At 73.2% G+C, this 20,304-nt stretch carries 23 protein-coding genes, 1 tRNA gene, 1 pseudogene and 1 riboswitch; of the genes and pseudogenes, 12 read left to right on the forward strand and 13 right to left on the reverse strand.

The window, feature by feature from the left end; genetic code table 11:
• Positions 1-389: pseudogene (locus Ae505Ps2_RS33715) on the reverse strand (IS5/IS1182 family transposase); the annotation flags it as partial.
• A 158-nt stretch (positions 390-547) separates the two neighbouring features.
• Here Ae505Ps2_RS33715 and Ae505Ps2_RS24520 point away from each other — a divergent pair.
• Positions 548-955, forward strand: a complete 408-nt coding sequence (locus Ae505Ps2_RS24520) for a DUF4352 domain-containing protein (RefSeq protein ID WP_139318976.1) — start codon at positions 548-550, stop codon at positions 953-955.
• Positions 956-1,135: 180 nt separating this feature from the next.
• On the opposite strand, the gene Ae505Ps2_RS24525 is transcribed toward Ae505Ps2_RS24520, so the two are convergent.
• Positions 1,136-1,207 (reverse strand) — tRNA-Asn (locus Ae505Ps2_RS24525).
• A 174-nt stretch (positions 1,208-1,381) separates the two neighbouring features.
• On the opposite strand from Ae505Ps2_RS24525, the gene Ae505Ps2_RS24530 reads away from it, so the two are divergent.
• Positions 1,382-1,579, forward strand: coding sequence for a hypothetical protein (locus Ae505Ps2_RS24530; protein ID WP_020625200.1), 198 nt, complete (start codon positions 1,382-1,384; stop codon positions 1,577-1,579).
• Between the two features lie 50 nt (positions 1,580-1,629).
• Here the strand turns inward: Ae505Ps2_RS24530 and Ae505Ps2_RS24535 are convergent, their stop codons facing one another.
• From Ae505Ps2_RS24535 to Ae505Ps2_RS24555, 5 genes are all read right to left on the reverse strand, one after another.
• Positions 1,630-2,400: a trans-aconitate 2-methyltransferase gene (locus Ae505Ps2_RS24535; protein ID WP_075311417.1), complete on the reverse strand. Its 771-nt coding sequence runs from the start codon at positions 2,398-2,400 to the stop codon at positions 1,630-1,632.
• Positions 2,397-2,909, reverse strand: a complete 513-nt coding sequence (locus tag Ae505Ps2_RS24540; RefSeq protein WP_075311415.1) for a hypothetical protein — start codon at positions 2,907-2,909, stop codon at positions 2,397-2,399. The genes Ae505Ps2_RS24535 and Ae505Ps2_RS24540 overlap by 4 nt, the downstream gene beginning before the upstream one ends.
• Positions 2,906-4,774 (reverse strand): DNA primase, encoded by a 1,869-nt coding sequence (dnaG, locus tag Ae505Ps2_RS24545; RefSeq protein ID WP_020625197.1) that lies wholly within the window; start codon positions 4,772-4,774, stop codon positions 2,906-2,908. Before dnaG ends, Ae505Ps2_RS24540 begins: the two co-directional genes overlap by 4 nt.
• A gap of 10 nt (positions 4,775-4,784) precedes the next feature.
• Positions 4,785-5,795, reverse strand: a complete 1,011-nt coding sequence (locus tag Ae505Ps2_RS24550) for a DMT family transporter (RefSeq protein ID WP_020625196.1) — start codon at positions 5,793-5,795, stop codon at positions 4,785-4,787.
• A gap of 73 nt (positions 5,796-5,868) precedes the next feature.
• Entirely contained in the window at positions 5,869-6,252 is a 384-nt protein-coding gene (locus Ae505Ps2_RS24555) for a hypothetical protein (protein WP_139318975.1), read from the reverse strand.
• Positions 6,253-6,395: 143 nt separating this feature from the next.
• On the opposite strand from Ae505Ps2_RS24555, the gene Ae505Ps2_RS24560 reads away from it, so the two are divergent.
• The 3 genes from Ae505Ps2_RS24560 to Ae505Ps2_RS24570 all read left to right on the forward strand — a co-directional run bounded on the left by Ae505Ps2_RS24560 (position 6,396) and on the right by Ae505Ps2_RS24570 (position 8,399).
• Positions 6,396-6,755, forward strand: coding sequence for a MerR family transcriptional regulator (locus Ae505Ps2_RS24560; RefSeq protein ID WP_075311411.1), 360 nt, complete (start codon positions 6,396-6,398; stop codon positions 6,753-6,755).
• A gap of 135 nt (positions 6,756-6,890) precedes the next feature.
• Positions 6,891-7,334 carry an Hsp20/alpha crystallin family protein gene (locus tag Ae505Ps2_RS24565; protein ID WP_020625193.1) on the forward strand — a complete coding sequence of 148 codons (444 nt, stop codon included), beginning with the start codon at positions 6,891-6,893 and terminating at the stop codon, positions 7,332-7,334.
• Positions 7,335-7,616: 282 nt separating this feature from the next.
• Entirely contained in the window at positions 7,617-8,399 is a 783-nt protein-coding gene (locus Ae505Ps2_RS24570) for an HNH endonuclease family protein (protein ID WP_249265343.1), read from the forward strand.
• 131 nt (positions 8,400-8,530) lie between these two features.
• On the opposite strand, the gene Ae505Ps2_RS24575 is transcribed toward Ae505Ps2_RS24570, so the two are convergent.
• The 3 genes from Ae505Ps2_RS24575 to Ae505Ps2_RS24585 form a co-directional block, all read right to left on the reverse strand.
• A complete protein-coding gene (locus Ae505Ps2_RS24575) occupies positions 8,531-9,829 on the reverse strand; it encodes a deoxyguanosinetriphosphate triphosphohydrolase (RefSeq protein ID WP_075311409.1) in 1,299 nt (432 codons plus the stop codon).
• Positions 9,826-10,443: a YdcF family protein gene (locus tag Ae505Ps2_RS24580; protein WP_075313058.1), complete on the reverse strand. Its 618-nt coding sequence runs from the start codon at positions 10,441-10,443 to the stop codon at positions 9,826-9,828. Before Ae505Ps2_RS24580 ends, Ae505Ps2_RS24575 begins: the two co-directional genes overlap by 4 nt.
• Before the next feature lie 89 nt (positions 10,444-10,532).
• Complete coding sequence (locus Ae505Ps2_RS24585) at positions 10,533-11,594, reverse strand: XdhC family protein (RefSeq protein ID WP_233147481.1); 1,062 nt, start codon at positions 11,592-11,594, stop codon at positions 10,533-10,535.
• Between the two features lie 335 nt (positions 11,595-11,929).
• Between Ae505Ps2_RS24585 and Ae505Ps2_RS24590 the strand changes: the two genes are divergently transcribed.
• The 3 genes from Ae505Ps2_RS24590 to Ae505Ps2_RS24600 all read left to right on the forward strand — a co-directional run bounded on the left by Ae505Ps2_RS24590 (position 11,930) and on the right by Ae505Ps2_RS24600 (position 14,635).
• Positions 11,930-13,360: a hemolysin family protein gene (locus Ae505Ps2_RS24590; RefSeq protein WP_020624585.1), complete on the forward strand. Its 1,431-nt coding sequence runs from the start codon at positions 11,930-11,932 to the stop codon at positions 13,358-13,360.
• Positions 13,357-14,346, forward strand: a complete 990-nt coding sequence (locus Ae505Ps2_RS24595) for a CNNM domain-containing protein (RefSeq protein WP_075311405.1) — start codon at positions 13,357-13,359, stop codon at positions 14,344-14,346. Before Ae505Ps2_RS24590 ends, Ae505Ps2_RS24595 begins: the two co-directional genes overlap by 4 nt.
• Before the next feature lie 88 nt (positions 14,347-14,434).
• Positions 14,435-14,635, forward strand: coding sequence for a hypothetical protein (locus Ae505Ps2_RS24600; RefSeq protein WP_020624587.1), 201 nt, complete (start codon positions 14,435-14,437; stop codon positions 14,633-14,635).
• 75 nt (positions 14,636-14,710) lie between these two features.
• Here the strand turns inward: Ae505Ps2_RS24600 and Ae505Ps2_RS24605 are convergent, their stop codons facing one another.
• The gene (locus Ae505Ps2_RS24605) at positions 14,711-16,117 is read right to left on the reverse strand and encodes a glycine--tRNA ligase (protein WP_020624588.1); all 1,407 of its coding nucleotides are present in this window, start codon (positions 16,115-16,117) and stop codon (positions 14,711-14,713) included.
• Between the two features lie 204 nt (positions 16,118-16,321).
• Positions 16,322-16,651 (reverse strand): antibiotic biosynthesis monooxygenase family protein, encoded by a 330-nt coding sequence (locus Ae505Ps2_RS24610; protein ID WP_020624589.1) that lies wholly within the window; start codon positions 16,649-16,651, stop codon positions 16,322-16,324.
• A 106-nt stretch (positions 16,652-16,757) separates the two neighbouring features.
• Between Ae505Ps2_RS24610 and Ae505Ps2_RS24615 the strand changes: the two genes are divergently transcribed.
• Entirely contained in the window at positions 16,758-17,135 is a 378-nt protein-coding gene (locus Ae505Ps2_RS24615; RefSeq protein WP_020624590.1) for a metalloregulator ArsR/SmtB family transcription factor, read from the forward strand.
• Positions 17,132-17,584, forward strand: coding sequence for a Fur family transcriptional regulator (locus Ae505Ps2_RS24620; RefSeq protein WP_020624591.1), 453 nt, complete (start codon positions 17,132-17,134; stop codon positions 17,582-17,584). Before Ae505Ps2_RS24615 ends, Ae505Ps2_RS24620 begins: the two co-directional genes overlap by 4 nt.
• A 9-nt stretch (positions 17,585-17,593) precedes the next feature.
• Here the strand turns inward: Ae505Ps2_RS24620 and Ae505Ps2_RS24625 are convergent, their stop codons facing one another.
• Positions 17,594-18,952, reverse strand: coding sequence for an aminotransferase class V-fold PLP-dependent enzyme (locus Ae505Ps2_RS24625; RefSeq protein WP_075311403.1), 1,359 nt, complete (start codon positions 18,950-18,952; stop codon positions 17,594-17,596).
• A gap of 43 nt (positions 18,953-18,995) precedes the next feature.
• Positions 18,996-19,110: riboswitch (SAM riboswitch) on the reverse strand.
• Positions 19,111-19,183: 73 nt separating this feature from the next.
• On the opposite strand from Ae505Ps2_RS24625, the gene Ae505Ps2_RS24630 reads away from it, so the two are divergent.
• On the forward strand, positions 19,184-19,852 hold the full coding sequence (locus Ae505Ps2_RS24630; protein WP_020624612.1) for a hypothetical protein: 669 nt from the start codon (positions 19,184-19,186) through the stop codon (positions 19,850-19,852).
• Between the two features lie 71 nt (positions 19,853-19,923).
• Positions 19,924-20,301 carry a DUF2795 domain-containing protein gene (locus tag Ae505Ps2_RS24635; protein ID WP_020624613.1) on the forward strand — a complete coding sequence of 126 codons (378 nt, stop codon included), beginning with the start codon at positions 19,924-19,926 and terminating at the stop codon, positions 20,299-20,301.
• The last annotated feature ends 3 nt before the right edge of the window (positions 20,302-20,304 follow it).

Consider the following 20,304-nt stretch of genomic DNA (forward strand, 5'->3'; position numbering starts at 1 on the left):
CACCACAGGTCGACCCCGGGGGTGAGGCCGAGCGCGCGGCACCGGTCGGTGGCGATCAGGGTGCCGTCGAGATTCACGTGGGTGTGCCCGGCTGTGCGGGCGGCGAGCAGGGCTCCGTGCAGGCCGGGTGCGGCCGCGGCGAGGACGTCGATGCCTTCGTGCAGGTAACGGTAGGCCGTTGCAGTGCTGATCGCGTTGTCACCGGCCGAACATCGGACCCGGGTAGCATCACAGAACCAGCGGATCACCAGCACTGCCTGGGCGAACGGGGTCAACGCCCGCCGCCGGGTGCCACGTCGACGGCGTTGAAGGACCAGGAGCCGCGCCAGATAGGCCACGGTGCGCTCCCCGATCGGGAGGACAGCGGTGTAGGTGACAGGATCAGACATGCAGGACCTCGGTGACGGTGTCGATCTGTGCTGGACCGAACCGATCTACCGGGGTCCTGCCCCGTTCCCGCTCATCTCACCACCCTCGGCGTGTCGCCACGACCTGCCACCCCGCTACTGAGAACACCTCAGTGAGCAACCGTGGCATCACCTTGACCGTGACCGACGCCCGCGCAGTCGACTCGATCCAGATGAACGAGTCCAGTTTCCGACCGGGCTCGGGCTACGAGAAGTACACGAAGACGACGCCACAGACAGGCGGCCGATTCGTCTCCGTCACCGCGCACGTCGTCAACAACGCCAAAGTGGGCCTCGACCTCACCTGCAGCCTGCCGATCAACACCAAGCTCGTCGACTCGCAACAACGCAACTTCGACGCCATCGACGACCTCTACAAACTCAGGGGCAACCCTGAGTGCAACGATCAGCTCCAGCCGGGCTTTGAGGCCGACATGACCTGGGTCTACCTCGTGCCGCAGAGCGCCAAGGTCATCGGCTGGGGCTTCCAGGACACCACCGACTTCTCGGGCACGGTCGACTTCACCACGGTCCGCTTCGACGCCTGATCCGAGTGGTCCCGCCCCCTCCTCGTCGTACTGACCGAACCGCCCTGGTGGCCGCGACCGGGGCCAAGGAGATCCTGGAGGTCCTAAAAAGACATCGACCCCCGGAACCCACTAGTAGTGGACTTCCTGGGGGTCGATCTTGAGTCGCTACCCGGGTCAAGCTATCGACCTCGGAAAATGCTCCTCCGATTGGACTCGAACCAATAACCGCCCGATTAACAGTCGGGTGCTCTGCCATTGAGCTACGGAGGACCGTTCATGCCGCTCCAGGTGGTGTTCCCGGCGACGAGAAGAACTCTACAACACCCCGCACAGTCGTCTCGCAACCCCCCGTTCGGCCGCTGTTCCCGCAGGTCGGAGCCCCATCCGGGTGGCGGTCGGGCAGCGGCCGCGGTCCGGGTACGGTCGCGGTCGGAGGTGAGGGGAATGGTCAGATTCCTCGTGGGTGTCGCCGTCGGGTACGTCCTCGGCACCAGAGCCGGTCACGAGCGCTACGAACAGCTCGTCCGCGCCTATCACCGGGCGGCCGACCACCCCGCGGTGCAGGGCGCCGCAGGCATCGCTCGGGCGGGCGTCGAGGGCGCGATCGACAAGGTGCGCGGGGGCCAGAACACCGGGCGCTGAGGCCCGCCCCGTCCCATGACCCCCGTCCCGGGGGCGCGGGACAGGGCGGCTCAGCGTGTGCGGGCGACCGCGAAGACGCGGCGGAACGGGAACCAGGTGCTGCCGTCGGCGCTCGGCGGGTAGGCCGCGCGCAGCCGAGGAGCGAGCTCGCGGACGAACGCGTCGTAGGCGTCGTCGTCGAGGGCGTCGCGGACCGGGCGCAGGGCGGTGCCGGAGATCCAGCGCAGGACCGGGTCCTCGCCGTCGAGCCGCTGCAGGTAGGTCGTCTCCCACACGTCGACGTCGGCACCCGTGGCGGCCAGGAGGTCAGCGTAGCCGAGCGGGTCGAGTACGGTCCCGTCGCCGCGCAGCACGATCCGGTCGCGCCAGTGCGGCAGCGAGGCGACCTCGCGGGTCAGCACGTGCGAGGGCGCGTCGAAGTTGCCGGGGACCTGCACCGCGATCCACGCACCGGGCGCGAGCGCGGCCGTCCAGCGGCGCAGCACCTCGGGGTGCTCGGGCACCCACTGCAGCACCGCGTTGGACACGAGCACCCCGGTGTCGCGGGGCGGGGTCCAGTCGCGCACGTCGATCTGCGCGGCGTCGACGCCCGCGGCCCGGGCCGCGGCGACCATGTCCGGGGAGGAGTCGAACGCCTCCACCGTCGCCGTCGGCCAGCGGTCGGCCAGCAGCCCGGTCAGGTGGCCGGGACCGCAGCCGGCGTCGACGACCCGGTTCAGGGCCGGGTCGGGCTCCCCCACCCGGGCCAGCAGGTCGAGGAACGGGCGGGAGCGGTGGTCGTCGAAGGCGCGGTAGAGGGCGGGGTCCCAGCTGGTGCTCACGGGTCCTCCGGCAGGCGGGCGGCGATGCCCTCGGCGAGGCGGCGCGCGGCGACGGGGTCGGTGCCCGGGTCGGGCCGCACCTGGAGGACCAGCCCGTCGCGGCCGGGGACCCGGCGCTGCAGCACCCAGGCCCCTCCCCCAGGAAGCTCGCGCCGGTTGCGGGTGCGGATGGACTGGGTGACCCGTTCCTGCACCGCCTGCGGCACCTTCCCCGGGTCGGCGAGCCGGAACCGCAGCGGGCGCCCGTCGGCCAGCAGCTCGGTGCCGGGAGCGATCTGCTCGGCCGAGGTCGGCGTCACGACCAGGCTGACCTTGTCCCAGGTCGCCTTCGCGATCTCGTGCCAGCCCAGCCGCTCACCGCCGGGGGGCCAGATCCCCCACGAGGTGACCACGAGCATCCCGTCCGGGGCCTGCGCGGTGGCGACGACGGCCTCGGAGTCGGCGAGGGCGTCGGCAACCGTGTCGGGCACCGGCTCGCGCCCGAGCAGCCGCGCCCAGAAGCCGGTCACGACGCGACCCCGGAGGCCTGCTCGCGCAGCTGGATCTTGTACTGCTCCAGCGGGACGAGCACCCCGAACAGGTCCATGTACTCGTCGTGGTCGGTCTCGGCATTGGTGCGCTGCAGCTGCGACTTGAGGTCGGCGATCTCGCGCTCGACCAGGCCGAGCCGGACCCCGGCGAGCACGCCGTTGACGTAGCGGACCTCGTCGGTGTTGCGCTTGGGGAGCTCCAGGTCCTCCACGGCCAGCTCGCTGACCAGGCGTTTCACGTCGTCGCCCGCACTCTCGGCGACGACGGCGTCGAGCCAGTCCGACCCGTCCAGCCCGGCGCACACCCCGCCCGCGGCCATGATCGCCCGGTGCACCGCGGCCAGCTGCGGGTGGGTGAACCCGGCCTCGGGCAGCTCGTCGAACGCGGGGCCCACGACGCCGGGGATCTGCAGGGCCGCCTTGAGCGCCTCGCGCTGCAGGTGCAGCTGGGTGTCGTCGCGCTTGGGGGCGGGCAGCGGGGCCCGACGTCGGGAGCGGCCCCCCTCCGGCGAGACCCCGGCGCTCTCGCGCACCCGGCGCACGACGACGGCGATGTCGTCCCAGCCGACCCAGCCGGCGAGCCGGCGCGCGTACTCGTCCCGCAGGTCCTCGCGCTTGATCTGCGCGACCAGCGGGACGGTCCGCTGCAGCGCCGCGACCCGGCCCTCGGCGCTGGCGAGGTCGTGGCTGCGCAGCTCGGTGCGGATGGCGAACTCGAACAGCGGCTCACGACGGGCGACGAGGTCCCTCACGGCCGCGTCGCCGTGGTTGTTGCGCAGGTCGCAGGGGTCCTGACCGTCCGGTGCGACGGCGACGAAGGTCTGCGCGGCGAAGTTCTGGTCGCCCTCGAACGCCTTCATCGCGGCGCTCTGGCCCGCCGCGTCGCCGTCGAAGGTGTAGATGACCTCCCCGCGGTCGAAGGAGTCGTCGCCGATCAGCCTGCGGATGACCGAGACGTGCTCGGTGCCGAACGCCGTGCCACAGGACGCGACCGCCGTGGTCACCCCGGCCAGGTGCATCGCCATCACGTCGGTGTAGCCCTCGACGACGACCACCTGCCGGGTCTTCGCGATCTCCCGCTTGGCCTGGTCCAGGCCGAACAGCACGTGGGTCTTGCGGTAGACCGGCGTCTCGGAGGTGTTGAGGTACTTGGCCTCGATGCCGTCGTCGTCGAACAGCCGGCGCGCGCCGAAGCCGACCACGTCGCCGCCCAGGTCGCGGATCGGCCACAGCAGGCGCCGGTGGAAGCGGTCGATGGCGCCGCGGCGGCCCTCCTTGGAGATGCCCGCCTTGATCAGCTCGTCGAGCTGGTAGCCCTGGGACAGCAGGTGCTTGGTGACGACGTCCCAGCCGGCCGGGGCGTAGCCGCAGCCGAACTTCTCCGCGGCGGCCTCGTCGAACCCGCGGTCGGCGAGGAACTGCATCCCGGCCCGCCCGGCGGGGGTGCGCAGCTGCTCGGCGTAGAACGCCTGGGCCTTCTTGTTGATCTCCAGCAGACGGCTGCGGGTACCGCGGTCGCGCTGCACCGAGGAGCCGCCGCCCTCGTAGGTGAGCCGGACCCCGCACCGCTCGGCGAGCCGCTCGACGGCCTCGGGGAACCCGATGACCTCCATCTTCATGACGAAGTCGATGACGCTGCCGTGCTCACCGCAGCCGAAGCAGTGGAACGTGCCGTGCGAGGGACGGACGGTGAACGACGGGGACTTCTCGTCGTGGAACGGGCACAGGCCCTTCAGCGAGCCCGCCCCGGCGCGGCGGAGGGCCACGTACTCCTCGACGATCTCCTCGACCCGCGTGCGGTTGCGGACCTCGGTGATGTCGGCGTCCCGGATCCGTCCTGCCACGACGGCCAGTCTAGGCGCCTCCGGCCCGGCGTCCCGGTCCGCCCGCCGGCGGTGCGGCGGTGTCGGCGTCCGGCCGCTCCACCGGGGCGGCGGCGACGGTGTCCGGCTGCTCTGCGGGGACGGCGGCGTCGGCCGTCACCGGGTGACCGCGCAGGCCGGGCACCCGACCCAGGCCGACGAACATGCCGACCAGCGCGATGCCGAGGCCCAGCACCGCCTGCACGGTGAGCGGCTCCCCGAGCACGGGCACGGCGACCAGCGCCGTCGTCGCCGGGACCAGGTTCAGCAGCGACGACACGAAAACCGTGGACCGCAGGCGTAGCAGCACGAACATCAGCACGAAGGCGCCCGCCGAGTTCACGACGCCCAGGAAGGCCACGGCCGCCCACCCCGACGGCGCCCGGGGCAGCCAGTCCGCACCGAGGAACGGCCAGGCGACCAGGGTCGCGATCAGCGAGGTGGCCATCTGGACCACGACGCTGGTCACCACGGGCGTGCCGTCGTTGAACCGCTTCTGGTAGAGCGTGCCGGCCGCCAGCGACAGCATGCCCAGCACCGGGAAGACGAGGTTGCCGCCGAGACCGGCACCGAGGTCGTCAGCCAGTACGACGTAGACGCCGGTGGCGCCGATCAGCAGGCCCAGCACCGGTCCGACGCCCAGGCGGGTCGCCAGCAGCAACGGGGTCAGCAGCCCGACCAGCAACGGCGCCATCCCGAGGATGAGGCTCGACAGCCCGGCGGGCACACCCGAGGCGAGCCCGCTGTAGACGAAGCTGAACTGCCCGACCTGCAGCAGCAACGCCGTGACCGCGAGGTGCAGCCAGGCCCGGCCGCGTGGCAGGCCCGGCCGCTGCACGGCGACGGCGACGAGCATCACGACCAGCGCGATCACGAACCGCCAGAACAGGACCGCGGGGACGTCGGTGGAGCCGGTCGCGATCTTGCCGGCGATGAAGCCGGACGCCCAGAGCGGCACGAAGAGCACGGCCAGCACCGGGACGAGCCAACGCGAGGAGGTCACGCCTTCACTTCATCGCAGTGCTAACGACCGGGGCAAGCCGGGGTGGGGGGAGCCTCACCCCACCCCGGTCCGATCAGGCCGCGACGACGACCGACGACGGCAGCTCGGCGAGCGCGGAGTCCAGGTCCGGGTGGTTGCGCATCCCGTGCAGCACCGCCCGGACGTCCGGCACCGTCCGCGGCGCGACGCGGGCGGCGCCGATCAGCCGAACGTCCAGACCGCGGTTGCGGGCCACGTGCCGCAGATGGTGCAGCGCCCGCGCGCCGCGCGCGGTGACCCCGGTACCGAGATCGACCAGGACGTGCCGGACCGGCGACCACCCGGCACCGGCGACGGCGAGGTGCGCATCGACCTGGCGCAGCAGCGACGCACCTGCCGCCGCGTCCAGCTCGCCGTCGACGCGGACGTGGAGGACGTCCTCGCGGGGGCGGTCGGTGCGGACCCTGCTCCTGTTCATCGCGTTCTCCTTCCGGATCGTCATCTCTCCAATACCTCTAGCGTATGGTTAAGATTTTCGCCATCACGTGGCCACACTCAGGTTCGCGGACGACCGGCTCCGGCACCCGAGCGTGCGCCGCGGACCGCGAGGGAGGAACCGACATGGCACTGGACCGGCTCGACGACCCCGACTACCCGACCGTCGCGATGGGCCAGGCCGCGCACCTGCTGGAGGTCGAGCCCGCGTTCCTGCGCAGCCTCGACAGCGCGGGCGTGGTGAACCCGCACCGCTCCCCGGGCGGGCACCGCCGCTACTCGCGCAACCAGCTGGAGCAGGCCGCGCGCCTGCGCACCCTGCTGGACGACGGGCATCCGCTGGGCTCGGCGTCCTGGATCGACCGACTGCGCGGCGAGCTCGCCGACAGCGAGAACCGCCTCGGCGCGGCACACCGCGAGATCGAGCGCCTGCGCACGGAACTCGCACGCCTGCGCACCGAGCTCGGCGACACGAATCCAGAGTAGCCCTTGACAACAGAAAATCTCCAGCTATAACTGAAGATATCCGGAGCGGGACTCCGGAGGACCGACATGACGAAGGACAACGAGGAGTCAGCCGGTCGGTCGTGAACCGGCACGGCTGGAAGGGAGTGGTTCGAGATGCTGCTGCGTACCGACCCGTTCCGAGCCCTGGACCGCATCGCTTCGCAGGCGTTCGAGTCCGGCGGCACCTGGTCGCGCCCGGCGGCGATGCCGATGGACGCCTGGCGTCACGGTGACGAGTTCGTCGTGGAGTTCGACCTCCCCGGCATCGACCCGGACGCCGTCGATCTCTCCGTCGAGCGCAACACCCTGACGGTCAAGGCGGAGCGGCGGCCCGCCAACGCCGGGACCGACCAGGTCGAGTGGGTCGCCTCCGAGCGGGCCTACGGCGTGTTCGCCCGCCAGCTGTTCCTGGGCGACAACCTCGACACGTCCTCCATCCACGCGTCGTACGACGCCGGGGTGCTGCGCATCCGCATCCCGGTCGCCGAGGCGGCCAAGCCGCGGACGATCGCCGTCGAGTCCGGGCACGACTCCGACCGGGCCGCGATCAACGCCTGATCTCGGTTCCGGGCCCGGCCGCGTGCCGGGCCCGGAACCGGCGTCGGACCGGCGGGACGGCCGGTCGACGGCGCCGTCACGACGAGCACGCGTAGCCCGAGCGTGCTCCCGCCCCACCCCGGCCGTGGTGGCCCGAGGGCCTGTGAGCGTGATCACGAGGCCACCGACCACCCCGACCCTGTGAACGGACCGACCCCGTCCTGGCAAGTCACTTCACCCTGAGTGACGAACACGCGGCGTGTTGGCGTGGTTCCGGCGTTCGCATTCGCGAACATCTCCGGTGTGCGTGTTCGAGGTGTGCGGGTCGCCGGACTGCTGGCGACGATGATGGTGATGGCCGGGTGCGGATCCCCCGGATCGTTCGTGGACGTGCTGGACGCGGCGCTCGACACCGGCGGCGTCGACGTCGGCGCGATCGCCCCGGTGACCCCCGGGACCGTGGAGGGTGCGGCCGCGGGCAGCGCGTCGGCGACGCTGAAGACGCTGGCGGTGAAGGGCCGGGCACCGAAGACCGGCTACACGCGCCAGCAGTTCGGGCGTAGCTGGGCCGACATCGACCGGGACGGTTGCGACCAGCGCAACCAGGTACTGGCCCGGGACATGGACCGCGAGACGTTCAAGGCGGGCACGCACGACTGCGTCGTGCTGACCGGGACGCTGCGTGACTCCTACACCGGCACCACCATCGCGTTCACCCGTGGCCAGGGCACCAGCGAGAAGGTGCAGATCGACCACGTCGTCGCGCTGTCCGACGCCTGGCAGAAGGGCGCCCAGCAGCTCGACGCGGCCACCCGGGAGAAGATCGGGAACGACCCGCTGAACCTGATCGCCGTCGACGGGCCGACCAACGGCCGCAAGAGCGACGGCGACGCCGCGACCTGGCTCCCGCCGGACAGCCGCTACCGCTGCGCCTACGTCGCGCGGCAGGTCGCGGTGAAGAAGAAGTACAAGCTGTGGGTGACCAGCGCCGAGCGCGACGCGATCGACCGGGTCCTCGGGACCTGCCCGACCCGGGCCGTGACCAGCGAGGCCGACGCGGCGAAGCCCGCGATCACCCTGCGCTGAGCCCCGCACCGACCCCGGCCACCCGGCCCCGCCGCCCCACCCGGACGGCGGGGCCGTCGGCGTCTCGGGGCCGGCCGGTGTCGGGGGCCGGCAGGTGTCAGGGGCCGGCAGGTGTCAGGGGCCGGCAGGTGTCAGGGCCGGCAGAGGGTGCGGTGCCAGGCGTGCGCCTGCGGGTCGGTCAGCGTCGCGACCTGGTCGATCACGACACGCAGCCGCGACCGGTCGTCGGGGGCGGCGGCCCAGTCCTCCGCGCGGGCCGGGTCGAGGGCGTCGGGCCCCCGGTCGTACAGCGCCGCGACGAGGTCGTGCAGCAGGTCGCGCTGGCGGGACTGCATCGCCAGCCGCCGCGGGTCGCTCATCACGTAGCGGGTGGCCAGCGCCTTGAGCACCACGACCTCCGCCACGGCGACGACCGGCACCACCAGGTCCGCGCGGTGCCGGGCCAGCGGCGCGTCGCCGTAGGTGTCCAGGGTCGCGTCGGTCGCGGCGAGGGCGAACCGGCCGACCAGCTCGGAGGTCATCCGCTTCATCGCGACCAGGTCGTCGCCCGCGGCGGTGGCGGCGTCGAAGCCGCGGACCGCGCGGACCACCGGCAGCGCGTCGAGCCGGGCGGCGGCCTCGGCACAGGCACCCTCGTCCTCGCCGAAGCGCAGCGACGCCTCCACCGCGAGCGCCGCGCGCTCGGCCGGCGAGGACAACACCGCCAGGTCCATCCGGCCGGCGTGCACCGCGTCCTCGACGTCGTGCACCGAGTAGGCGACGTCGTCGGCCCAGTCCATCACCTGGGCCTCCATGCTCCGCACCCCCGGCCGTGCCCCGGCGCGCACCCACTCCAGGGCCGGCAGGTCGTCGGCGTAGGCACCGAACTTGCGTTCCGCGCCGCGGCGCGGCCACGGGTACTTGGTGGCGGCGTCCAGGGTCGCCCGGGTCAGGTTGAGCCCGCCGGGGACGCGGCCGTCGCCGGAGCGGGCCTTGGGCTCCAGGCGGGTCAGGATGCGCAGGGTCTGGGCGTTGCCCTCGAACCCGCCGCAGTCGGCTCCCGCGACGTCGAGCGCACGCTCGCCGTTGTGCCCGAACGGCGGGTGGCCGATGTCGTGGGCCAGCCCGGCGGCGTCGACGACGTCGGGGTCGAGCCCCAGCTCCTCGGCGATGCCGCGGCCGATCTGGGCGACCTCGAGCGAATGCGTCAGCCGGGTCCGCGGGATGCCGCTGACCTCGGCGCCCTCCCCCGGCCCGACCACCTGGGTCTTGCCCGCGAGCCGGCGCAGCGCCGCGGAGTGCAGCACCCGGGCCCGGTCGCGGGAGTAGGGACTGCGCCGCTCGACGCGGCCGCGCTCACCCAGCCCGGAGCCCTTCGGTGCCTCCGGATGGCGGCGCTCCGCGTCGGCGGCGGTGTATCCCGGGTCGACCGGGGCGTGCTGGAGGGTCATCCCAGCCCGCTGCTCGCGGTGTCGACCGACGCGTGGGTCAGCTCGTAGAACAGCAGCGCGCCGGTCTCGCGGTAGATGTAGCGCAGCTGGGTCTCCCGGGTCTGCACGATCGGGCCGCTGCGCGTCGGGGAGGTGTAGGCCTCCAGCCCGGCGTCGCGCGCCATGGTGCGGGCACGGAGGCTGTGCCACGGGTCGGACACCAGCAGGGCCAAGGACCAGCCCTGCTGCCGCGCGGTCGCCGCGACCGCCTGCAGGCTGCCGAGCGTGTCCGCACCTTCGGGGACGGCCTCGACCGCCGAGGACGGCACGCCCTGCTCGACCAGCCAGTCCCGGCTGGCCTCGGCCTCGGTGTACCGGTCCCCCGTGCGACCGCCGCCGACGGTGACGATCCGCGGGGCCACGCCGTCGCGCCACAGCTGCTCGGCGTGCTTGAGCCGGTTGGCCAGGACCGCGCTGGGCTCACCGTTGTACTGGGCCGCGCCGAGGACGACGACGGCGTCGCTGGGGCGCTGGTCGTCGTCCCGGGCGACCTGCCACACCCGCAGCGCGGTCACCCCGACCACCGCGACGAGCATGACCAGACCGCCGACGAGCAGCCGCGCGCCCCAGGTCATGCCGGTCCGCACCGGACGGCGCACGGTGCGCCGGTCCGGACCGGGCTCCGGCGGGGCGCCGCCGAGCCCGCGCCACGACGAGGTGCCGGTCATCCGCCGATCCGACCGGCCGAGGAGGCGAGCGCCGAAGCCGAGCGCCCGGCGCGCAGCGCGACGACCTGGGCGACGATCGACACCGCGGTCTCGGCCGGGGTGCGGGCACCGAGGTCGAGACCGACCGGCCCGTGCACCGCGGCCAGGGCGTCCTCGGTGACCCCGGCGGCGAGCAGCCGCTCGCGGCGCGCGGCCTGGGTGCGCCGCGACCCGAGCGCTCCGAGGAACCCACGGCCGTGGGCCAGGCCGTCGAGCAGGACCGCGTCGAAGGCCGGGTCGTGGTCGAGCAGCACCAGCACGTCGGCCTCGGTGAAGGCGGCGACGGCGGCACGCGCGTCCTCGACGGTGGTGACGGTGCGGGCGCTCCAGCCGAGCAGACCGGCCTGGGCGTGCAGCGCCGCGCCGAGCGCCCCCTCGCCGACGACCAGCACCGACGGGACCGGCACCAGCAGGTCGACCAGCACCGCGGTGCCGTCGACGTCGAGCCGCTCGGTGGCCGTGGCGCCCCGGCGCAGCAGCGCGCGGGTCTGCTCGGCCGCCGCGGCGGTGACCCCGCCGAGGTCACCGGTGGCCTCCTCCAGGCCGGGCCCGGTGAGGACCAGGGCCGCGCCGGTGTCCACGACCGACAGCAGCGCGGCGGGCCGCCCGGTCTCCAGCGCCTCCCCGAGCGCGGCGGCGGGACCGGCGGCCAGCGGGTGGGCGAGCAGCGTCGCCCCGCCCGCGCAGGCGAGCCCGGCCGCGACCGCGGAGGCCTCCCCCACGTGTGCCTCGCGCACCGTCGCCACCCCGGACGCCGCCTGCACGGCGAGCGGATGCGCGGAGTCGTCGAGGGCGCCGAGGTAGAGCAGGCCGCCGACCTCGCCGTCGGTGGTGCCCGCGACCAGCTGGCCGGACTCGACGGAGCCGAACCCGTGCCGGTCGAGCACCCGGACGACACCGATCCCCGAGCCGCCGATCCCCGACCCGCCGGTCACCGCCCATCGGCGCAGGGCCGCGCCCAGGTCACGACGGGGGTCGGCCGGTGGCCGTGCCGCGGAGGAGGTCGCCGAGGTGCTCACGGTCGCCAGGGTAGCGACGGGGCCTGACGGTGAGCTGAGAACGGGCGGGACGTGGCCACGACGGGACGATCCGCGGCGCCGGTGCGTCGACACCGGTACCGCCGTTCGGGCCATGAGAGAGTGATCAGCGCGACGGCAGCGTTCCGGAACCGTGCGATTCCGGCACGCGTTGAACGCCACGTACGCCCATCAGACCGCGAGTCAGGAGTCATGGACCCCACCTGCAGTCCGCGCGCCGACCGTCCCCGTGACGGCCGGCGACCCCGCATCGTCCTCGTCCCCGCCCGCGCCGTGCACCTCCCGGCCGGGCCCGAGACCCGGGCGGTGACAGCCCGGTGATCGGAACGATCCTCGGCATCCTCCTGGGCATTCTGGTGGTCCTCGTGATCACTGCCCTGACCGGCTACTTCGTGGCCCAGGAGTTCGGCTACATGGCCGTGGACCGCTCCCGCCTCAAGGCCCGTGCGGCCGAGGGCGACACCGGAGCGTCCCGTGCCCTCGACATCACCCGTCGTACGTCGTTCATGCTGTCGGGCGCCCAGCTCGGCATCACCGTCACCGGTCTGCTGGTCGGTTACGTCGCCGAACCGCTGATCGGCAACGGCATCGCCGAGCTGCTCGGCCTCGTCGACGTGCCCCAGGGGGTCGGCCTGGCGATCGGCATCACGGTCGCGCTGCTGTTGGCCACCGTCATCCAGATGGTGTTCGGCGAGCTGTTCCCGAAGAACCTCGCCATCGCCCGGCCGGAGCCGGTCGCGCGGTGGCTGGCGCTGTCCACCAAGACCTACCTGGCGCTGTTCGGGTGGATCATCCGGATCTTCGACGCGGCCTCCAACCTGCTGCTCCGCTCGCTGCGGATCGAGCCGGTGCACGACGTGGAGCACTCGGCGACCCCCCGCGACCTCGAAGCGATCATCGACGACTCGAAGGACTCGGGTGACCTCAACCCGGAGCTCGCGGTGCTGCTGGACCGCGCCGTCGACTTCGGCGACCGCACCGCGCGGGCCGCGATGATCCCGCGGCCGCGGGTGTCGTGGGTCCGTGCCGACGCGACCGTCGAGAGCCTGGTCGGCCAGATGGCCGTCCAGCACTCGCGCTACCCGGTGCTCGGGCCCCCCGCCGAGGCGGCGGACCCGGAGAACGCCGAGAACGCCCTGGAGCTGGTGGGCGTGGTCTGCCTGAAGGACGTGCTGGCCCTCGCCGACCGCGACGACCGGCCGTTCGACGAGGTGCTGGTCTCCGACCTCATGCGGGCCCCGGTGCTGGTGCCCTCGTCGCTGCCGCTGCCCCAGGTGCTGGCCCAGCTGCGCGCCGACGACGAGGAGCTGGCGTGCGTGCTCGACGAGTACGGCAGCCTGGCCGGCGTCATCACCGTCGAGGACGTCGCCGAGGAGCTCGTCGGCGAGATCACCGACGAGCACGACCAGGCCGGGACGGACCAGGCACTGCGGTCCGACGACGGCTGGGTCGTCCCGGGTGACCGGCACGTCGACGAGGTCGGCAGGCTGATCGAGGCCGAGCTGCCCGAGGGTGACTACCAGACCGTCGGCGGTCTGGTGATGGCCGAGCTGCAGCGGCTGCCGGTCGTCGGGGACGCGGTCGTCGTGACGATCGCGGCGGAGGGCCCGGACGACGAGGACCGCGCCCTGCGGCTGGTGGTGCAGGAGGTCGACCGGCGGGTCCCGTCGGCGGTCGCCCTGGAGTGGACCGAACCGGTGGCCGCCGGTTCCGAGCAGGACGGCGACGACCGGGAGGTACGGGCATGAGCGTCTTCGAGATCGTGGTGTCGATCCTGCTCATCGCGGCGAGCGCGTTCTTCGTGGCCGTCGAGTTCGCGCTCGTCGCCGCCCGGAACTACCGCCTGGAGGAGGCCGCGCAGACCTCGGCCTCGGCGCGGGCTGCGTTGCGCAGCGCCAAGGACATCTCGCTGCTGCTGGCGGGGTCCCAGCTGGGGATCACGCTGTGCGTGCTGGGGCTCGGTGCGATCACCAAGCCGGCGGTGGACTACGCGCTGCGCCCGCTCCTCGAGGGCTGGGGCGTCCCCGGTGGGGTCGCGGGTGTGGCGTCGTTCGTCATCTCGCTGATCGTCGTGACGTTCCTGCACCTGGTCGTCGGGGAGATGGCCCCGAAGTCCTGGGCGATCTCGCACCCGGAGAAGTCGGCGATCATGCTGGCGCTCCCGATGCGCGGGTTCATGATCGTCGCGCGGCCGCTGCTGCTCCTGCTCAACGGCGCGGCCAACCGCTGCTTGCGCTGGTGCGGCGTCGAGCCCGTCGACGAGATGGCCTCGGGCCGCAACGCCGACGACCTGCGTCAGCTGGTCGACCACTCGGCGAAGACCGGCACCCTCGACCAGGGGCGCCGTGACCAGCTGGTCACGGCCCTGGAGCTGGAGCGGACCCCCCTGGGCGAGCTCGCGCGCGAGCCCTCCGGGGTCGCCGCGGACGACGACGTCGCCGCCGTCCAGGCGACCTGTCGCCGGACCGGCCACCTCCGGCTGGTCGTCTGGGACGGGGACACCCCGATCGGGTACGTGCACGTCCGCGACACGCTGACGCGGGCGCCGGAGACCCGGGCCCGGGACCTGATGCGCCCGCTGCTCACCCTGCCGGCGGACACGCAGTACCACACAGCGGTGAACACGATGCGTGAGCAGCGTGCGCACCTGGCGCTGGTGGAGTCCGACGACCGCCCGGTCGGCATCGTGACCCTGTCCGACCTGGTGGAACGCCTGCTGCCGGAGCCGGTGTAGGAGCACTCCCCGGACCGGGTGCCCGAGCTGCGCCCGGTCCGGGACCGCCCTACCCTGGGTCGCCTCCCGATCACCCACGGAGGTTGTGATGACCGCTCCGACGCTGCGCCCCGCCGATCTCGACGAGGCGGCACTGGCCAGGCTGAGGCAGCTCGAGGACCGCATCGGCGGCCCGCTCGTGGCCTACCGACCCGAGTCGCCCTACGCCACGCTGTCCGCCGAGCAGCTGGAGGAGGTGCGCCGCACCGAGGCCGAGCTGGGCGTGCAGCTGCTGGCCTACCGGCGCTGACCCCCTCGACGACGAACGCCCCCGCCCGGGATCCGGGTGGGGGCGTTCGTGGCGCGGGTTGGTCCCAGCGTCGTCTCAGCAGCCGAGCAGGCGCGTCGCCAGGTAGGTCTCGACCTGGTCGAGGGCGACCCGCTCCTGCGCCATCGAGTCGCGCTCGCGGATCGTCACCGCCTGGTCGGTGAGGGTGTCGAAGTCGACCGTGATGCAGAACGGGGTGCCGATCTCGTCCTGGCGGCGGTACCGGCGGCCGATGGCGCCGGCGTCGTCGAAGTCGACGTTCCAGTTCTTCCGCAGCTGCGCGGCCAGGTCCTTCGCCTTCGGCGACAGGTCGGCGTTGCGCGACAGCGGCAGCACCGCGGCCTTGACCGGTGCGAGCCGGCGGTCGAGCTTCAGCACGACGCGCTTGTCCACACCACCCTTGGCGTTGGGCGCCTCGTCCTCGGTGTAGGCCTCGATCAGGAACGCCATCATCGACCGGCCGACACCGGCGGCGGGCTCGATCACGTACGGCTTGTAGCGGGTGTCGGAGGCCTGGTCGTAGAACGACAGGTCGACGCCCGAGTGGTTCGAGTGCGCCGTCAGGTCGAAGTCGGTGCGGTTCGCGATGCCCTCGAGCTCGCCCCACTCCTGGCCGGTGAAGTTGAACCGGTACTCGATGTCGACGGTGCGCTTCGAGTAGTGGGAGAGCTTCTCCTTGGCGTGCTCGTAGTGCCGCAGGTTCTCCGAGGAGATGCCCAGGTCGGTGTACCAGCGGGTGCGCTCGTCGATCCAGTACTGGTGGATCTCCTCGTCGCTGCCGGGCTCGACGAAGTACTCCATCTCCATCTGCTCGAACTCGCGCGTGCGGAAGATGAAGTTGCCCGGGGTGATCTCGTTGCGGAAGCTCTTGCCGATCTGGCCGATGCCGAACGGCGGCTTCTTGCGCGAGGTCGTCTGCACGTTCAGGAAGTTCACGAAGATGCCCTGCGCGGTCTCCGGGCGCAGGTAGTGCAGCCCCTCCTCGGACTCCACCGGGCCGAGGAAGGTCTTGAGCATCATGTTGAACTCGCGGGGCGCGGTGAACCGGCCGCGGGTGCCGCAGTTCGGGCAGGGGACCTCGGAGAGGTCGTTCTGGTCGGCCTGCTCCGGGTCGCGGCCCTTGCGCTCGGCGAACTCCTCGGCGAGCTGGTCGGCGCGGTAGCGCTTGTGGCAGGACTCGCACTCGACCAGCGGGTCGGAGAAGGTGCCGACGTGGCCCGAGGCGACCCAGGTCTGGCGCGGGAGGATGACCGAGGAGTCCAGGCCGACGACGTCGTCGCGGCCGGTCACCATGCTCTTCCACCACTGGCGCTTGATGTTGTCCTTCAGCTCGACGCCGAGGGGCCCGTAGTCCCACGCCGACCGGGTACCGCCGTAGATCTCACCGGAGGCGAAGACGAATCCGCGCCGCTTGGTCAGCGCGACGATGGTCTCGATCTTGGCTGAGGTGGGCTTGCTGGCCACTGGCGGCGCTCCAGAGAAGGTGGTTCGGAGGTCCCCGGATACGGGGCATCCCAGATTACCGACCCGCCATGTATCCCCACTCCCTGCCCCTGCCCCCCGACCCCGCCGCGGTGGCTCCGCCCGACCGACCTCGCACAGGTTCCTGCGACCTCGCACCGTGTGCAACGGCTGCGAGGTCGCAGGACGGTGCGCGAGGTCCGAGGGTCAGCTCAACAGGCTGGGGTGGTGGACGGGCGCGGCGCCGGGGGTCACGGTCACCAGGGACTCGTAGGTCGCCTCGGTGGTCGTGTCGGCCTCGGCCAGCAGCGGGTGCACGTGCTCGCGGACCTCGAACGGCCCCAGGGCACGCCGGTAGGCGTCGACGGAGTCGAAGCGGACGGTCAGGACCCACTGCCCGGCGTCCTCGATCGCCCGGCCCGCCTCACCCCCGCGGAAGCCCGGCCGGGCGGCGAGGAGTTCCAGGGCGCGGGCCACACGCGCGGTGAACGCGGCCTCCTCGGAGGGAGACACGCGGAAGCGGCAGACCAGCAGCACGGCGCGACGATAACGAACACGCCTACCATGTCGGGTGCGGCCTGTACGGCACAGCAGCGCCGGAGGGTGTGGCCGCCGCCTCCGGGGGAACGGACGGGTCCACCACATGTCTGCCGCAGCCCAGACCACGCACGCACCGGGAGCCGGCCCGGGCGCGGACGACGACCACCACCCCGCGCCCGAGCCGGGCCCGACCCGCGACCCGCGCACGCTGGCCGCCGCGGGCGACCTGCTGCGGGCACTCGCCGCACCGGTCCGGATCGCCATCGTGCTGCAGCTGCTGGAACACTCGCGGTGCGTCCACGACCTGGTGGACGCGCTCGGGGTCACCCAGCCCCTGATCAGCCAGCACCTGCGGGTCCTCAAGGCCGCCGGGGTGGTCGAGGGCGAGCGGAAGGGCCGCGAGGTGCTGTATTCGCTGGTGGACGACCACCTGGCGCACATCGTGGTGGACGCCGTCGCCCACGTCGAGGAGGACACGTGACGGAGACGACCGGCCGGACGACCGCGGCGGCGGTCACCGAGCGGTCCACCGCCGGGCCGCGCGGCATCCGCGCCACCCGGCAGCGGGCCGCCGTCACCGCGCTACTGGACCGGCTGGACGACTTCCGGTCCGCCCAGGAGATCCACGAGGAGCTGCGGCGCGCCGGCGAGGGCATCGGCCTGACCACGGTCTACCGGACCCTGCAGACCCTCGCCGACGGCGGCGAGGTCGACGTGCTGCGGGTCGCGTCCGGCGAGGCCGTCTACCGGCGCTGCGAGACCGAGCACCACCACCATCACCTCGTGTGTCGCCGGTGCGGCGCCGCCGTTGAGATCGAGGGGCCGGCGGTCGAGTCCTGGACCGAGTCGGTCGCCCAGAAGCACGGCTTCACCGAGGTGTCGCACACCCTCGAGATCTTCGGCCTCTGCGGCCGCTGCTCGGCGGGCTGAGGCCCGGGCTCAGTCCCCGCAGCCGGGGACGGCGGGCAGCTCCCGGTCGCGGGCGAACGGGTCCGCCGGGCGCGGGTCCGGGGTCGGCGCCCACCGGCCGTCGACGAGGGCGTAGGTCCAGGCCGGGCCGCGCCGTGCCAGATCGGTCAGCGCGTCGACCAGCCGGTCGACGTCGGAGGAGCCGGTGCGCAGGCCCAGCGACGCGCGCACGGCGTCGCGGCCGCCGGTGAGCCGCGCCAGCAGCGGGTGGGCGCAGAACCGGCCGTCGCGGACCCCGATGCCGTACTCGGCCGACAGCGCCGCCGCGACCAGCCCGGCGGGCAGCTCGCCCAGGGTGAACGAGACGGTCGCGGTGCGGTCGCCCGCGTCGTCGAAGCAGGACAGGGCCCGCAGGCCGGGGACCGTCGCCAGGCCGGCGTGCAGACGGTCGGCGAGCTCGCGCTCGTGGGCAGGCACGATGTCGTCGATCAGCGGGTCCAGGGTCCGGCAGGCCGCGCCGAGTGCGGCGGTACCGAGGACGTTCGGGGTGCCGCCCTCGTGCCGCTGCGGCGACGGCAGCCACTCCGTGACCGTGCCGCCGCCCGGGCCGTCGGCGACGGACACGGATCGGACCGCTCCCCCGCCCGCGACGTGCGGTTCGGCGGCGTCGAGCCAGTCCCGGCGGCCGACGAGGACCCCGGCGCCGTAGGGCGCGTAGAGCTTGTGCCCGGACAGCGCGACGTAGTCCGCGTCCCACCCGGCCAGGTCGACGCGCCGGTGCGGGGCGAGCTGGGCGGCGTCGACGCACAGCCGGGCACCCGCGGCGTGCGCGATCCGCGCGATCTCGGCGACCGGGAGGAGCTCGCCGGTCACGTTGGACGCCCCGGTGACCGCGACCAGCGCGGCGTCGGGACGGGCGGCGAGCTCGGCCCGCAACGCATCGAGCGTCGAGGCAAGGGTGGCGGCGGCGGGCACGACGCGGTGCTCGCGGTCGCGCCAGGCCAGCAGCGTCGCATGGTGCTCCAGGTCCAGCGTCACCACCGGGCCGGGGACGGCGCGGGCGAGCAGGCCGAGCGCATCGGTGGTGTTGCGGGTGAACACCACGACGTCGTCGGCGCGGGCCCGGACGAACCGGGCGACGTCGGCGCGGGCGTTCTCCACGAGCGCGGTGCAGACCTTCGAGGTCCAGCCGGCGCCGCGGTGCACGCTGCCGTGGTACGGCAGCACCTCGGCGACGTGCGCGGCGACCGGCTCCAGCGCCGGCGCGGACGCGGCGGAGTCGAGGTCGCAGTAGCGGGCCCACCGGCCGTCGACGAGCGGGACCGTGAGGTCCGCACCGACGACGCGGGGCAGGGCGTGCTGGACGGGACGTGGCAGGGCGAGGGTCATGATCGGGCCTCCGGCCGATCTCGGGGACCCGGCGTGGCGCACGGATCCGCGCTTGCCGACTGCGGGTGTCGCGTCGGCCCGGTCATCACCCGGGGCACCCCACCGCGGAGGAGGGTTGCCGTCCAGCGAGCCGGGGCTTCGCGCTGGCACTCGTGACCTTCGGCGACGAAACTAGCAGACCGTCTCAGATGGAGACACGTGAGCATCGCCACCCCGGATAGCGTCTGACCGATGACGGACACGCACCCCGCGCCCACCACGGTCCGGCGGATCGACGTCCCGGAGTCCGGCGAGCTGGCCCAGCTCGCCGCCGTCTTCGAGGACCTGCAGTACGTGCTGCGCTGCTGCGAGCACCTGGTCACCGCCCTGGGCGGACCCGAGTCCGGGCCGGTGCGGGTGGACGCCGACCCAGCGCTGGTCGAGGCCCTGTGGACCGGCGCCCTGATCGGCTACGTGCGGTGCTTCTCCGGCCGGACGAAGACGCTGACCACCGACGACCTGACGTCGCTGGAGCTCGACGGGGACGTCAGCGGGTTCCACGACATGGTGTTCAAGCTCCGCGACCACTACGCCTCCCGGCACGTGAACCCGCGCGAGTCGTACTCGATCGGCGTGGCCCAGTCCAACGACGGGACGCCCCGGGGCGTCGCCGTCGTCTCCACCCCGCGCCCGCTCGTCGACGAGACGACGGTCCGGCTGCTCGGCCGGGTCGCCTACAGCCTGTCCGGCCTGGTGGACGCCCGGATGAAGAAGTCCCAGAACGACGTCCTCGGCGTCGCGCACGGGATGACCGCGGGCCAGCTGGCGGGGCTGCCGCTGGTGCACCTCGACGGCAGCGGCGAGGCGGCCCCGGAGGACGCGGTGACCCGGGACGGCACCGCGGACGGCCCGGGGAACTGATCCCCGCCGGATGCATCATCCGGCGCACAGCGGCTACCCGGTCGGGACACATCCCGACGAGAGGTGACCTCATGACCACTCGCACGACGACGTCCGACGCCGTCCGCACCGCCCTGCACGGCCTGGAGTTCCCCGCCGGCAAGGACGACCTGGCGTGGACCGCCGAGCGCAACGAGGCCGACGCCGCGACGGTCGAGGCCCTGCGGGCGGTGCCGGCCGAGGAGCACTACGCCTCGATCGCCGCCGTGGTGGCCGCCGTGGACCTGGCCGACGACGACCCGGCGCGCCAGACCTCGGGCGACACCGCGGACGAGTCGGCCGAGGAGACCGAGCAGCTGCGCGCGCAGCGGCGCACCGAGCACACCCGTCCCGGGCTGTCGGAGTCCACGAAGGACGTGGACCCGGTCAACCCGATCGCCGAGGAGCTCGGCACCAACCGCAAGAAGTGACCC

The sequence above is a fragment of the Pseudonocardia sp. Ae505_Ps2 genome (assembly GCF_001932425.1).
Classification (GTDB): Bacteria; Actinomycetota; Actinomycetes; order Mycobacteriales; family Pseudonocardiaceae; genus Pseudonocardia.

Excerpts from the sequence above, each read along its gene's own strand:
- Ae505Ps2_RS24560 (WP_075311411.1), top strand. The coding sequence starts at position 6,396 with ATGGCACTGGACCGGCTCGACGACCCCGACTACCCGACCGTCGCGATG.
- Ae505Ps2_RS24630 (WP_020624612.1), top strand. The coding sequence starts at position 19,184 with ATGACGGACACGCACCCCGCGCCCACCACGGTCCGGCGGATCGACGTC.
- Ae505Ps2_RS24595 (WP_075311405.1), top strand. The coding sequence starts at position 13,357 with ATGAGCGTCTTCGAGATCGTGGTGTCGATCCTGCTCATCGCGGCGAGC.
- Ae505Ps2_RS24635 (WP_020624613.1), top strand. The coding sequence starts at position 19,924 with ATGACCACTCGCACGACGACGTCCGACGCCGTCCGCACCGCCCTGCAC.
- Ae505Ps2_RS24580 (WP_075313058.1), bottom strand. The coding sequence starts at position 10,443 with ATGACCTGGGGCGCGCGGCTGCTCGTCGGCGGTCTGGTCATGCTCGTC.
- Ae505Ps2_RS24530 (WP_020625200.1), top strand. The coding sequence starts at position 1,382 with ATGGTCAGATTCCTCGTGGGTGTCGCCGTCGGGTACGTCCTCGGCACC.
- Ae505Ps2_RS24555 (WP_139318975.1), bottom strand. The coding sequence starts at position 6,252 with ATGAACAGGAGCAGGGTCCGCACCGACCGCCCCCGCGAGGACGTCCTC.
- Ae505Ps2_RS24565 (WP_020625193.1), top strand. The coding sequence starts at position 6,891 with ATGCTGCTGCGTACCGACCCGTTCCGAGCCCTGGACCGCATCGCTTCG.
- Ae505Ps2_RS24600 (WP_020624587.1), top strand. The coding sequence starts at position 14,435 with ATGACCGCTCCGACGCTGCGCCCCGCCGATCTCGACGAGGCGGCACTG.
- Ae505Ps2_RS24625 (WP_075311403.1), bottom strand. The coding sequence starts at position 18,952 with ATGACCCTCGCCCTGCCACGTCCCGTCCAGCACGCCCTGCCCCGCGTC.
- Ae505Ps2_RS24615 (WP_020624590.1), top strand. The coding sequence starts at position 16,758 with ATGTCTGCCGCAGCCCAGACCACGCACGCACCGGGAGCCGGCCCGGGC.
- Ae505Ps2_RS24575 (WP_075311409.1), bottom strand. The coding sequence starts at position 9,829 with ATGACCCTCCAGCACGCCCCGGTCGACCCGGGATACACCGCCGCCGAC.